This window comes from Lysinibacillus sp. NPDC059133 (genome assembly GCF_042755925.1).
In the GTDB taxonomy this organism is placed as follows: Bacteria; Bacillota; Bacilli; order Bacillales_A; family Planococcaceae; genus Lysinibacillus.
The window spans coordinates 41,395-54,093 of record NZ_JBHZDH010000034.1 but is presented as its reverse complement, the minus strand read 5'-3'; the positions used below and the strand labels follow the sequence as shown (position 1 = coordinate 54,093).

Sequence of the window (12,699 nt, the reverse complement as noted above, 5' to 3'; positions counted from 1 at the left end):
CAATTATGCCTCGGCATAATTGCGTCCGGAATCGGCTTTGTGCTTGCACAAAGCACTCCTTTCCGATTCCGTGACATCCGCCGGAGGCTTTAACTTCTTTCAGCGGGTGTTTGGACACCCGCTGAAAAGTGACTTTAAACCACATTCATCTCACCACCTATAGAAGCGGGAGATTTAGCTGAAAGAAGTTAGAATGTTAAAACTTTTTTCGCTGTTTCCATTACATCTTTATAGTTTGGTAACCAAACACCTTCAGCTTGTGGGAATGGGTACACAGTATCTGGTGCAGCCACACGAAGTACAGGTGCTTCTAAGCTTAAAATCGCGCGTTCTGTAATTTCAGCCACAACATTTGCAGCGATACCTGCTTGTTTTTGAGCCTCTTGTACAACGATTGCACGACCTGTTTTTTCAACTGACGTAATAATTGTTTCAATATCAATTGGTTGGATTGTACGTAAATCAATAACTTCTACAGAGTGACCTTCTTTTTCAAGCTCCTCTGCAGCCTTTAAGCTTTCGTGAACCATTAAACCATAGGCAATGATTGTTAGATCCTTACCTTCACGTTTTACATCCGCTTTACCTAGTGGAATTTCGTATGCTTCCTCAGGTACCTCTTCACGGAATGAACGATATAATTTTAAATGCTCTAAGAAAATGACTGGGTTATCATTTCGAATCGATGAAATAAGTAAACCTTTAGCATCGTATGGTGTAGATGGTACAACAACCGTTAACCCTGGCTGTGCAGTCATTAAGCTTTCTAAGCTATCAGAGTGCATTTCAGGTGTATGCACGCCCCCACCAAACGGAGAACGTATTGTTACTGGTGCATTATAGACACCACCGCTACGATAGCTCATACGTGCTAATTGACCACTGATTGAGTCCATCACTTCATAAACGAAGCCGAAGAACTGGATTTCAGGAACCGGACGGAAACCTTGTAGAGAAAGACCGACCGCTAAGCCACCAATACCTGATTCTGCTAACGGTGTATCAAATACACGGTCAACACCAAATTCTTTTTGTAGGCCTTCAGTTGCGCGGAATACCCCACCGTTGACACCTACATCTTCCCCGAATACAAGAACGTTTTCATCGTTCTTTAATTCTGTGCGAAGTGCATCTGTAATTGCTTGAATCATTGTCATTTGTGCCATAGGTTATTTCGACTCCTTCTCTTTGTAGATTTCATACTGTTCTTTTAAATTAGATGGCATTTCGCCTTTATACATGTTTTCCATTAACTGTGTTACTTTTTGTTTTGGAGCAGCATCGGCTTTTTTGATCGCTTCTTTAATTTCTTCTTTTGTACGTTCAATAACAGCCTCTTCTTTTTGCTCATCCCACAGACCTTTCGCCTCTAGGTATTTACGGAAGCGTACAAGAGGGTCTTTTTGTGCCCATTCATTATCTGTATCCGATGTACGGTAACGCGTTGGGTCATCCCCTGCCATTGTGTGAGGACCATAGCGATAGCACATTGTTTCAATTAAAGTTGGACCTTCGCCATTAACTGCGCGCTCACGTGCATCACGTGTTGCTACGTAAACTGCTAGCGCATCCATTCCATCTACTAAAATACTTGGTAAGCCTGCTGCTACACCTTTTTGAGCAATTGTTTTTGCAGCTGTTTGTAATTCACGAGGTGTTGAAATGGCAAATTGGTTATTTTGTACAATGAAGATTGCTGGTGATTTAAATGCACCTGCAAAGTTAATGCCTTCATAGAAATCCCCTTGTGATGAACCACCATCACCTGTATAAGTTACAGCTACAGCTTTTTTACCGCGTTTTTGAATACCAAGCGCTACACCCGCCGCTTGAATATATTGTGCACCGATAATGATTTGAGGTGCTAATACGTTTACGCCCTCAGGAACTTGATTCCCCATAAAATGACCACGTGAGAATAAAAACGCTTTATCTAAAGGTAAACCATGCCATACGATTTGTGGTACATCACGATAACCTGGTAAAATCCAATCTTCTTTTTCTAAAGCAAAGTGTGACGCAAGTTGTGAAGCTTCTTGCCCAGCCGTTGGTGCATAGAATCCTAAGCGCCCTTGACGGTTAAGAGAGATAGAACGTTGGTCTAAAATACGTGTATAAACCATACGCGTCATTAACTCAACTAGTTCCTCATTAGATAGTTTCGGGTCTGCCTCTTCATTTATAATTTCGCCTTCTTCATTCAAAATTTGAAACATTTCAAACTTATCTTCGATTTCAGTTAGCGTTTGTTTAGGATCAAAAATATTATTGTTTTTCTTGCTCATTTGTCACATCTCCCTTTCAGCTGTATTAAAATAAATCACCGTTTCAACTAGTACAACTTATTCTTTGCACTCAGTATACTGAATAAAATACTGTCGGTCAATCATATATTACGCGTACAAACAAAGATTTTTTCTAAAATAACGATTAAACGACTCTGTTCCATACTGTACCATTAATTAATAATAACTGTATTATAACAATACATTAAAGGTACTCAATTATTAAGTTTTCTTACATGATTACCAATAGTAGAATGCCCAGTTTCAGACAATCTAATAGCTATTGAAAAATTTTTTAAGTATATTCAAATAAGTTCTTTTTTCATGTGATTGTTTTAATACGTGATGTATACTTATAAGTAAGGCACTACAAAGTTGAAAGGAAGATTCATATATGATTTTAATGGATGATATTATTCGCGAAGGTCATCCGACTTTACGCACAAAAGCTGAGGAGGTAAAATTCCCTTTAACTGATGAAGTAAGACAACTTGCAGAAGACATGCTTCAATATATAATAAACAGCCAAGATCCTGAAATTGCAGATAAATATAATTTACGCAGCGGCATTGGATTAGCTGCCAATCAAGTAAATAGCCTCCATCGAATGTTTGCCCTTCATTTAATTGATGACAATGGCGAACAATTAAGTTTTGTAGCTATCAACCCAAAAATCGTTAGCCACTCTGTAGAAAACACATACCTTGCAGCGGGCGAGGGCTGCCTTTCTGTAGACCGCAATGTTCCAGGCTATGTACCACGTCATGCTCGTGTTACAGTTAAATTTAAAACTGTTGACGGTGAAGAGAAAAAAATTCGACTTAAAGGCATGCCTGCCATAGCCTTCCAACACGAATTAGACCATCTTAACGGCATTATGTTTTACGATCGCATCAATGAACAAAATCCATTTGCCGAAATTCCAGATTCTACACCATACGAGCGCGATTAGGAGCACAGAAAGAAAGCAAAACCCTGCAGTTATTTAAACTGCGGGGTTTACTTTTTTTCGACCACGTTATGAAATGCATCTGACACTTTAACTTTGGGATCAGTGTAAAAATTATTTCACGGATAAAGGTGTACAACTAAAAATAGTAAAAACAAACAAAGAAATTGAATAAAATTTACTAAATAGAAAAGCAACTAGCTGTATTCCTCCAACTAGTTGCTTCTCTTTCATTTCTTATATGATATTTAATTGCCGCATGATTTTCGCAAGACCATCCTCATCTACATGCTCTGCAATATGGGTAGCAACTGCCTTTACGCTCTCATGTCCATTCCCCATCGCCACGCCTGTCCCAACAGCCTGCAACATTTCAATATCGTTGAGTCCATCCCCAAAAGCAACAGCATCATTTAATGTCAGCCCTATCTTATCAAGGATCTTTTCAATACCAAGAGCCTTTGAGCCTCCCTTTGGTAAAATATCACAAGAATAGCGATGCCAACGTACAAACTCCACGTTTGGAAAAGCTTCACGATATAAATGTTCATCTTTTTCTTCCATGAATATAAGTGTTTGATAGACACTGTTCTGCATATAATAAGTTGAGTCTATCTCAGGATACGGGTAATTTAATGTATTTAAACTTTCTGCCACCCAAGCATTGTTTTCACCTGATGCAATCATTCGCTTGTCGTCTAAAAATACTAACAGTTCTTTTCTAGCTTCAGCAAAGGCAATAATCTTAGCTAGATCGTCTTTTTCAATACCATTTGTATAGACAACCTCACCTTTATAAACGACATATTGTCCATTAAAGGTTATATACGTATCAATTTCTAGCTCTTCTAGTAAGGATTGAATCATGAAAGGTCCACGTCCAGTTGCAATCGCTAGCTCATATCCATTACGACGAGCTTCAAAAAGCGCTTCTTTCGCAGAAGCAGGTAATATTTTCTCACTATTATAAAGTGTACCATCTACATCAAAAAATAATATTTTCTTCATCTTATAGTCCCCTTCATTATGTATTATTCTCCAAGGTTAATGACTTTACAGTGGCAATATTTTTCATTATAATGATCCTAAGGAGTGATGTGCCATGCTGAAGAAACTCAAACGTAAATTGTTGAAACAACTTCGCGGCATACTCGGAAAAAAATCAATTGCCTAACATTTGCCCTTCATTATTTGAAGGGCTTTTCTTTATTTTAGAGTAACTGCATGATAATATAAAGGAAATGCATTTATTTGGCTATGTGCAACCACTGTCTCATCGCTTTATTCAATTGCACCTTGTTGTAATTACGTCTGGATTGAAACACTGAGATACAAGAACTTCAAACGCCTAATTTCGCCCTTAGTATACTAGAAATTTGCTGTTTTTTCTTGTAGTACGTGCGTGGTATTAGTCAAAGGTGCAATAAAATTGTACGCAATAAAAGGAGAGCAAACTATGATTTACAAAGTTTATTATCAAGAAAGTGCAAATGAAATTCCAGTTCGCGAAAACACTAAAAGTCTATACCTTGAAGCTGCTTCAGAACGCGAAGTACGTGAAAAGCTAAAAGACCGAAACTACAACATCGAGTTCGTTCAACTGCTTGAAGGTAACTATTTAGTCTACGAACAAGCAAGTCCGAACTTCGTCTTGGAGGAAATTTAACAAGCATGAAGTTTGTTAAAAATGACCAAGCAGCTGTTTTCGCGCTCGGCGGACTGGGCGAAATCGGCAAAAACACTTACGGCGTTCAATTTCAAGATGAAATCATTTTAATTGATGCCGGCATTAAATTCCCAGAAGACGACTTACTCGGTATTGACTATGTTATTCCGGATTATACGTATTTAGTACGCAACGTCGACAAGATTAAAGGATTATTCATTACACATGGACACGAAGACCATATTGGTGGTATTCCCTACTTATTACGTCAAGTAAATGTCCCTGTCTACGGTGGTAAACTTGCACTTGGCTTATTACGTAATAAGTTAGACGAGCATGGCTTGCTACGTACAACAAAGCTTATCGAAATTAAAGAAGAAGATGTTATTAAGTTCAGAAAAACATCTGTTAGCTTCTTTAGAACAACACATAGTATTCCAGATGCTTACGGGATTGTTGTAAAAACACCACCTGGTAACATCGTGCATACAGGTGACTTTAAATTTGACTTTACACCTGTAGGCGAGCCAGCCAACTTAACAAAAATGGCTGAAATCGGACGTGACGGCGTACTATGCTTACTTTCAGATAGTACAAATGCTGAAAAGCCGAACTTCACTATGTCCGAGCGTACGGTTGGGAAAAGTATCGACGAAATTTTCCGTAAGGTTGATAGTCGTATCATTTTTGCAACTTTTGCATCCAACATCCACCGTTTACAACAAGCAACAGACGCTGCTATAAAATACGGAAGAAAAATCGCTGTCTTCGGACGTTCAATGGACAATGCCATTACAATTGGTCGTGAACTAGGCTATATTAATGCACCAAAGGATACATTTATTGATGCCCAAAGCATTAATCGTCTTCCTGCCAATGAAGTTATGATATTATGTACAGGCTCTCAAGGTGAACCGATGGCTGCCCTTTCTCGTATTGCAAATGGCACACATCGTCAAATCCAAATCCAGCCTGGTGACACAGTTATCTTCTCTTCTTCACCAGTACCAGGAAATACAGTAAGTGTAAACAAGATTATCAACTTACTTTTCCGTGCAGGTGCAGAAGTTATTCATGGTGCACTCAATAATATCCATACTTCTGGTCACGGTTCTCAAGAAGAACAAAAACTAATGCTGCGCTTAATGAAGCCTAAATTCTTTATGCCCATTCACGGTGAATTCCGTATGTTGAAAATGCATACTCATCTAGCAGAAGATTGTGATGTTCCACTTGAAAATACATTCGTTATGGAGAATGGTGACGTACTTGCATTAAGTGCCAATGAAGCACATGTAGCAGGTCGTATTCCTTCAGGAGACGTTTATATTGATGGTAATGGTATTGGAGATATCGGCAATATCGTCTTACGCGATCGACGCATTCTTTCTGAAGAAGGTTTAGTGATTGTTGTTGTAAGTGTAGATATGGAAAACCAAAAAATGGTTTCCGGTCCAGACATTATTTCACGAGGCTTTGTTTACATGCGTGAGTCAGGTACGATGATTAATGAAGCACAAAAAATGCTAAATCGTCACCTGAACGAGTCAATTCAAAGCAAAACTCCTCAATGGACTGAGCTAAAAAATGAAATTACTGACGTATTAGGACCATATTTATTTGAAAAAACAAAACGTCGACCTATGATTTTACCGATTATTATGGAGGTTTAACCTCATTACAAAAAACTGCGCAAAATTGCGTAGTTTTTTTATTTTTCCGAAACCTCTTTGCTCATTTATTCGTATATAGTATAACGACTCTAAAATCCTTTCAACGACAATAGGATTCGAATTGAATTAGAATACTACATTCAGTAAATACCGTTTTTGAAGTAGAGCTTCTTGAATGTAACCATGTAGTGCTATTAGTAGCACCGCAAGCAATTCTACTCCCTAGACTTTTACATAATTTCCACTATCACTTCAATTTTTCGTACGACCATTCGTTAATTTCAATAAAATAGGATCGCTCACCCGTTAGAGTGAGCAATCCTATCCTTATGTCTACAAATTAAAGTATTTAGCTATTACATAAGCAACCCATCTATAATCTGGCTGTAATCGTATGTTTTCGATTAAACCTTTTAAAATTGGTTTACTATAGGTTAGATTTTCAACTTGAAATTTTAATAATTCAAGAGACTCGCGTTCTATAGACTCTTCAAAGCCATCTAGATGTTGTTCGATTAATTCTAGCAAAGATTCCTGTGAAACTTCTTCATCGAAAGGTTTTGCTGTTAATTGAACGAGCTCTTCGGTTATAAATGGAATCGTCGTATACCTTGCAATAATTTCTGTCTTTTCAGCTAGAGATTTAGCCAATTGATCTAAATCGAGTGGTATATCCGAAAAAATAAAAAGTTCTGAATAACTTTTCATAAATCCTTTAATACAATACATGACATCATATTTTGTCTCGTGAAGTTCATCCTGATATAGCTGCTCAAGCATATAGATGATCGACTTAGACATATCGGCATCATAGGCAATTACTTTTTGAAACAACTCTTTTTTTGTAAGAAGTACTTTCTCATTAAAAAACACACGGGCAGATGCAGCATGTTTTTTAAATGCTTGAAAAATACTTTTGTAAAATTCAACCCAAATGATATCTTTACTAAACGAACTTCTGACTACTTGGTCAACATCAGTGACAAATTGTTGTAGGTAGTGCTCTACCATGGAAATTATAAGCTCGTCTTTTGTTTTGAAAGATAAATAAAATGCACCTTTTGAAATCCCACATCGTTCTGTAATTTGCTGTACAGATGTAGCTTCAAAGCCTTGTTCTGAGAATAGCTCCAATGCTTTCTCCATAATAAGTTGCTTTTTTAACATACTTTTAATTCTCTCCTAATGTATTTCATTGACAAATGACCGAATAGTCATTAGTATAAATAAATGAATCAAGTTAGTCAATAAAGGGTAGGTGTGAAAGTGAAAGGTTTAGTTAATTTCGTATTGAAAAACAAATTGGCAGTGTGGTTATTAACAATTATCATCACTGTCTCTGGTATTTATTCAGGTACAAGAATGAAAATGGAATCCATACCTGATATATCCATACCATATTTAATTGTAATGGGTGTTTATCCTGGTGCAACACCTGAACAGGTTATGAATGAGCTTTCCATGCCATTTGAAAAGTCAATAGAAAGCTTAGAAGATGTAAAGGCTGTTTACTCAAATTCCTCTTCAAACGTAGCTCAAGTTCAAGTTGAATACGACTACGGCATTGATATGGATGAGAAAAAACGCCAGTTAGAGTCCGCTTTAGATACGATCAAATTACCTGAAGGTGCTCAAAAACCAACAGTTATGGCAATTAGCATGAATATGATGCCTGTTGTCGCTTTATCAGTTAGTAGCTCTAAGGAAGATATTGTTGAATTAACGTCAACAGTAGAAGACATTCTACTTCCTAAAATCGAAAAAATTGATGGCGTTGCTTCAGCAACTATCAACGGTCAGCACATTAATGAAATATCATTTAAATATGATCAAGCAAAAATGGCTGCTCTCGGCTTAACAGAGGATTCTGTCAAGCAAATGATTCAAGCAAGTGATATGTCACTATCACTTGGTTTATATCAATTTACTGTTGGCGAACAAGCCGTATCAGTAGACGGTAAAGTACAATCTATCGATCAGTTAAAAGAATTATTGATCCCAGTCACACCTTCAGCTACAAATCCTTCACCATTCGTTCGCTTAGGCGATATTGCAACGATTGAAGTCGAAGGTAAAGTACAATCTGTATCACGTACAAATGGCAAAGATGCGATTGCGATTCAAATCGTTAAAGCTCAAGATGCAAATACGGTAAAAGTCGTAAATGCAGTGAAAGATTTAATGAAAGACGAAGAAAAATCATTAGCCGGCTTAAAAGTGGATATCTCACTTGACCAAGGTAAACCAATTGAAGATTCAGTCTTCACAATGATTGAAAAAGCAGTATTCGGTGGTGCCATTGCCGTATTAATTATTTTACTATTTTTACGTGATTTCAAATCAACAATTATTTCGATTATTTCTATCCCAGTTTCAGTATTCATGGCATTACTACTATTAAACTGGATGGATATCACATTAAACATTATGACTCTCGGTGCCATTACCGTGGCGATAGGTCGTGTTATCGATGACTCCATTGTAGTTGTTGAAAATATTTATCGACGTATCCATTTAAAAGGAGAAAAACTAACAGGTCGTGCTCTTATTCGTGAAGCGACAATTGAAATGTTCAAACCAATCCTTTCTTCTACATTAGTAACTGTGGCCGTATTCGCCCCACTAATGTTTGTAGGCGGTATGGTTGGTGAATTATTCATGCCGTTTGCGTTAACAATGTCATTTGCGCTAGGTGCTTCATTACTAGTGGCGATTACAATAGTTCCAGCTTTATCTCACTTCTTATTCCGTAAAAAAATATACGGCGAGAAAAAAGAAAGTCAACATAAAGAAGTTGGTAAACTAGCTCTTTGGTATAAAGGTGTATTAGAGAAAGCATTAAACCATAAAATCATTACATCAGTTATAGCGATTGTAATGCTTGTTGGTTCTCTTGCTTTAACACCACTTATCGGCTTCAGCTTCATGGGCTCTCAAGAAGATAAGGTTATGTACTTAACGTATACTCCTGGTACAGGCGAGCTAATGAAAGATACAGAAGCAAATGTTGCAAAAGTAGAAAAAGAATTAATGAAACGTAAAGACGTTAATATTTTACAAGTTTCTATCAATGACCCTACACATGTTGATCCTTCAGCAATGATGATGGGTGGCGGTGCTGGTGGTGCCTTAATGTACCTCATCTTCGATCCAGATATGAAGGACTTCCCTGAAGCACGTCAAGAAGTAGAAGACTATGTAACGAACATCAGTCAATCAGGAGAATGGAAATCTCAAAACTTCTCATCAATGTCGGGGTCTTCAAATGAAGTAAGTTACACATTATACAGTGAAGATCTAGATAAGCTTCGCAAAGCAGTGAAACAAGTGGAAGGCGCATTAAAAGAAGTTGATGGTTTAGAAGAAATTAAGTCTGATACTGAAGATCCATTTGTTGAAAATACCTTAAAAGTAGATCAAAAGAATGTTCTACAATATGGTTTAACTACTGCTCAAATTGTAATGGCTTTAAATGAAAATACATCACAAGAAGTTTTAACTAAAGTTCAGCATAATGGTGAAGATATTGATGTTATTGTACAACATGAAGAAAAAGCTGCGGCCAAATCTCTTGATGATGTATTAGCTACTAAAATCCAAACAGCTTTAGGCACAACAATGACAATCGGTGAGTTAGTAAAAGTAGAAGAAGGCACTACATTAAACACATTGTCTCGCTCAAAAGGTGAATATTTCGCAAAAGTTTCTGGTACGATTATCGGTGACGATATTTCAAAAGCAACTACAGCTGCTGATAAGAAAATCGATAAATTAGATTTACCTAAAGGTGTAACGACTGGCGTTGGAGGCGTTGCTGCAGACATGCAAGAAACGTTCACACAGCTTGGAATTGCTATGTTAGCTGCGATCGCGATTGTTTACTTCATCCTAGTAGTAACATTCGGTGAAGGTTTAGCACCATTTGCTATTCTGTTCTCACTACCATTCGCAGTAATCGGTGCATTTGTCGGCTTGTACGTTACAAATCAAACCATTTCTGTTTCTGTTATGATGGGACTATTAATGTTAATAGGTATCGTTGTAACAAACGCCATCGTATTAGTAGACCGCATTATTCATATGGAACGTAACGGACTTGCTATGCGCGAGGCCATTTTAGAGGCAGGTGCAACTCGTTTACGTCCAATCCTAATGACAGCCATCGCAACAATCGGTGCGATGATTCCAATGGCACTTGGTAATGGTGGCAGTGGTCTAATTTCAAAAGACCTAGCGATTACCGTAATTGGTGGTTTACTATCTTCAACATTATTAACATTAGTAGTTGTACCAATCGTGTATGAAATGCTATCTAAAATGTTAAAGAAAAACCGAAAAGATATGGAAGAAAATTAATAAATACATGTAAAAATGGGCTCTCCTTTAAAGGAGGCCCTTTTTTCTATATTTTGATGAAGCATTATCGTCTATATTCCTCTCAATCTCTAATAAAAAGCTTAACGAGAATTCACAAATCTTGTTATAATTAAATACACTTAAATGCTTTGAAGGGGGAGTTTTGTGAGCGACAAAATTTTCAAACAAGCACCACCTGTTTTAAAAACAGCAAGATTAACATTAAGGCCGATTTCATTAAATGATTTAGAGGCAATGTTTCATTATACGTCCAGTAAAAATGTAGCACGTTATGTCACATGGGATCCTCATAAAAGTTTAGAAGAAACAAAAATGTTTGTTGAATTAGTTTTAAATGGGTATACACAAGGTAATCATCTATTATGGGGCATTGAATATGAGCAGAAATTGATCGGCACTATCGACTTTGTTTCTTTTAATGACCAGCATAAATGTGCGGAAATTGGCTACGTTCTTTCTGAAGATTATTGGAATCAAGGGATTACGACCGAAGCAGTAAAAAAATTAATAGACTATGGATTTAACGAATTAAAAATAGTTCGAATACAAGCACGATGTTTCGAGGACAATATCGGTTCCCAAAAAGTAATGGAAAAATCGGGTATGCTTTTCGAAGGTACTTTACGAAAAAGTATGTTTGTTAAGGGTTATCATCGAAATGTGAAACTGTATGCCATCACGGACGATGACTATGTTAAATCATAATCGGACTAAGCCCTGCAAAAAATCAGCAGGGCTTATTTAACTTATAACCATTTCTCAATACAATAGACTTTTTTGGCCGTTGCATCTAACCTTACTCGTTTTCCTATAGCAATTGGATGCATTGGATGAGTATGACATATGTCAAATTCCGCTAAAATCGGAATATCAATACCATCTAACTGTTCAAGCAATACTTCATATGCGTTACGCCCAGTCCCTAAATCATCATAGCATTCATGCTTACCTAAAATAATGCCGCTTATTTTTTCAAATACACCATGCAATTTGAGCATCGCAAAATTTTTCTCAACGATAGCAGTATTTTTAGCACAATCTTCAATTAATAAGATATCTCCGTCTTTAATATTCGGAAAATAAGATGTACCAATGAATCCATACATAGCATTTACATTGCCACCGATTAACCTACCTTCAGCAACTCCTTCTTGAACCGTCACCCATTCATTCTTAAATAACTTCTTTTCCACCGTTTTTTCTAGCCAATTGACAGGTTCATCTGACCAATAAGTAGGCATTGGAATTTCATAAGGTATTGATTGTGATTTAAAGAAGTAGTTCTCGAAGAATTGATATGTATCATTAACTAAGGGCTCAAACTCACCAAAGGAAGGAACTAATGCTGGACCGTAATAAGTTGTAATTCCTGTTTTTGCGTAAAGTGCCAGTAAAATTGCCGTTGCATCAGAGTAACCAACCACGATTTTAGGATTGCTTCGAAACGCCTCAAAATCAATATATGGCAGCATACTATTTGAATTTGTACCACCTATTGTCGACATGATGATGTGGATATTTGGATCACGTAATAATTCATTCAATTCCTCTGCACGCTCTTTAGGAGTGCCTGAGCGATAGATATCAACTTTGCCCGTCAAACTACCTTCAATTAGATTAATATTTTTTTGTTCAAGAAAAGCTTTTGCACGCTTATATCGAGAAAGTGCATTGACGGATGCAGGGGAAGACGGTGAAAAAATACCGATATTAATACTTCTAGTGTTTCTTCTAGAATTCATATACATC

General features: G+C 37.1%; 10 protein-coding genes. 5 read left to right on the top strand and 5 right to left on the bottom strand.

Annotated features, from left to right (window positions below; genetic code table 11):
* Nucleotides 1-188 precede the first annotated feature (188 nt).
* The gene (locus ACFXN8_RS17160; RefSeq protein ID WP_376072869.1) at nt 189-1,166 is read right to left on the bottom strand and encodes an alpha-ketoacid dehydrogenase subunit beta; all 978 of its coding nucleotides are present in this window, start codon (nt 1,164-1,166) and stop codon (nt 189-191) included.
* Nucleotides 1,167-1,169: 3 nt separating this feature from the next.
* Nucleotides 1,170-2,285, bottom strand: coding sequence for a pyruvate dehydrogenase (acetyl-transferring) E1 component subunit alpha (gene pdhA / locus ACFXN8_RS17155; protein WP_376072866.1), 1,116 nt, complete (start codon nt 2,283-2,285; stop codon nt 1,170-1,172).
* 394 nt (nt 2,286-2,679) lie between these two features.
* Here pdhA and def point away from each other — a divergent pair, with 394 nt between their 5' ends.
* On the top strand, nt 2,680-3,237 hold the full coding sequence (gene def, locus ACFXN8_RS17150; protein WP_376072863.1) for a peptide deformylase: 558 nt from the start codon (nt 2,680-2,682) through the stop codon (nt 3,235-3,237).
* Between the two features lie 234 nt (nt 3,238-3,471).
* Here the strand turns inward: def and ACFXN8_RS17145 are convergent, their stop codons facing one another.
* A complete protein-coding gene (locus tag ACFXN8_RS17145; protein ID WP_386846760.1) occupies nt 3,472-4,242 on the bottom strand; it encodes a Cof-type HAD-IIB family hydrolase in 771 nt (256 codons plus the stop codon).
* A 448-nt stretch (nt 4,243-4,690) separates the two neighbouring features.
* Here ACFXN8_RS17145 and ACFXN8_RS17140 point away from each other — a divergent pair, with 448 nt between their 5' ends.
* Nucleotides 4,691-4,900: a DNA-dependent RNA polymerase subunit epsilon gene (locus ACFXN8_RS17140; RefSeq protein WP_376072857.1), complete on the top strand. Its 210-nt coding sequence runs from the start codon at nt 4,691-4,693 to the stop codon at nt 4,898-4,900.
* Between the two features lie 5 nt (nt 4,901-4,905).
* Nucleotides 4,906-6,573, top strand: coding sequence for a ribonuclease J1 (gene rnjA / locus ACFXN8_RS17135; RefSeq protein ID WP_376072854.1), 1,668 nt, complete (start codon nt 4,906-4,908; stop codon nt 6,571-6,573).
* Nucleotides 6,574-6,906: 333 nt separating this feature from the next.
* Here the strand turns inward: rnjA and ACFXN8_RS17130 are convergent, their stop codons facing one another.
* On the bottom strand, nt 6,907-7,740 hold the full coding sequence (locus ACFXN8_RS17130) for a TetR/AcrR family transcriptional regulator (RefSeq protein WP_376072851.1): 834 nt from the start codon (nt 7,738-7,740) through the stop codon (nt 6,907-6,909).
* Between the two features lie 99 nt (nt 7,741-7,839).
* Between ACFXN8_RS17130 and ACFXN8_RS17125 the strand changes: the two genes are divergently transcribed.
* The gene (locus tag ACFXN8_RS17125; RefSeq protein ID WP_386846756.1) at nt 7,840-10,929 is read left to right on the top strand and encodes an efflux RND transporter permease subunit; all 3,090 of its coding nucleotides are present in this window, start codon (nt 7,840-7,842) and stop codon (nt 10,927-10,929) included.
* 165 nt (nt 10,930-11,094) lie between these two features.
* Nucleotides 11,095-11,655 (top strand): GNAT family N-acetyltransferase, encoded by a 561-nt coding sequence (locus ACFXN8_RS17120; RefSeq protein ID WP_386846754.1) that lies wholly within the window; start codon nt 11,095-11,097, stop codon nt 11,653-11,655.
* A gap of 41 nt (nt 11,656-11,696) precedes the next feature.
* On the opposite strand, the gene ACFXN8_RS17115 is transcribed toward ACFXN8_RS17120, so the two are convergent.
* Nucleotides 11,697-12,692: a S66 family peptidase gene (locus ACFXN8_RS17115; protein WP_386846752.1), complete on the bottom strand. Its 996-nt coding sequence runs from the start codon at nt 12,690-12,692 to the stop codon at nt 11,697-11,699.
* Nucleotides 12,693-12,699: the final 7 nt, after the last annotated feature.

Excerpts from the sequence above, each read along its gene's own strand:
- ACFXN8_RS17145 (WP_386846760.1), bottom strand. The coding sequence starts at position 4,242 with ATGAAGAAAATATTATTTTTTGATGTAGATGGTACACTTTATAATAGT.
- ACFXN8_RS17130 (WP_376072851.1), bottom strand. The coding sequence starts at position 7,740 with ATGTTAAAAAAGCAACTTATTATGGAGAAAGCATTGGAGCTATTCTCA.
- ACFXN8_RS17160 (WP_376072869.1), bottom strand. The coding sequence starts at position 1,166 with ATGGCACAAATGACAATGATTCAAGCAATTACAGATGCACTTCGCACA.
- ACFXN8_RS17140 (WP_376072857.1), top strand. The coding sequence starts at position 4,691 with ATGATTTACAAAGTTTATTATCAAGAAAGTGCAAATGAAATTCCAGTT.
- pdhA (WP_376072866.1), bottom strand. The coding sequence starts at position 2,285 with ATGAGCAAGAAAAACAATAATATTTTTGATCCTAAACAAACGCTAACT.
- ACFXN8_RS17115 (WP_386846752.1), bottom strand. The coding sequence starts at position 12,692 with ATGAATTCTAGAAGAAACACTAGAAGTATTAATATCGGTATTTTTTCA.
- def (WP_376072863.1), top strand. The coding sequence starts at position 2,680 with ATGATTTTAATGGATGATATTATTCGCGAAGGTCATCCGACTTTACGC.
- rnjA (WP_376072854.1), top strand. The coding sequence starts at position 4,906 with ATGAAGTTTGTTAAAAATGACCAAGCAGCTGTTTTCGCGCTCGGCGGA.